The sequence below is a fragment of the Vibrio sp. 2033 genome (genome assembly GCF_033339735.1).
Genome location: NZ_JAWOVC010000480.1, coordinates 1 through 624 on the forward strand (window position 1 = coordinate 1; position 624 = coordinate 624).

Below are 624 nucleotides of genomic sequence, written 5' to 3' on the forward strand. Positions count from 1 at the left end.
GGTAAAGAAATCCCATGTTTCGCGCTAACTAGCCCAGAGGCTGGCTCAGACGCAGGCTCAATCCCAGATTACGGCGTCGTTTGTAAAGGAGAATGGGAAGGCAAAGAAGTGTTGGGTATGCGTCTAACGTGGAACAAACGCTACATCACGCTTGCGCCTGTTGCGACGGTACTTGGCCTTGCATTCAAACTGCGTGACCCAGAAGGTCTGCTTGGTGAGAAAGAAGATCTTGGTATCACATGTGCGCTGATCCCAACGGATGTGAAAGGTGTAGAAATCGGCAACCGTCACTTCCCACTGAACGTACCATTCCAGAACGGTCCAACCCGTGGTAAAGACATTTTCGTTCCTATCGATTTCATCATCGGTGGTGAGAAAATGGCAGGGCAAGGCTGGCGCATGCTGGTGGAATGTCTGTCGGTCGGCCGTGGCATCACGCTACCTTCTAACTCGACGGGTGGTATCAAATCGGCTGCGATGGCAACGGGTGCATACTCTCGCATTCGTCGTCAGTTCAAACAACCAATCGGTCACATGGAAGGCGTTGAAGAGCCATTGGCGCGTCTTGGCGGTAATGCATACGTCATGGATGCGGCCAGCAACCTAACTGTTGCAGGTATCGAC

The 624-nt window shown here is 52.4% G+C and carries 1 protein-coding gene; it reads left to right on the top strand.

From position 1 onward, the window contains the following. The coding region (locus R7P74_RS27320; RefSeq protein ID WP_318123809.1) for an acyl-CoA dehydrogenase family protein at window positions 1-624 on the top strand (624 nt) is incomplete at both ends.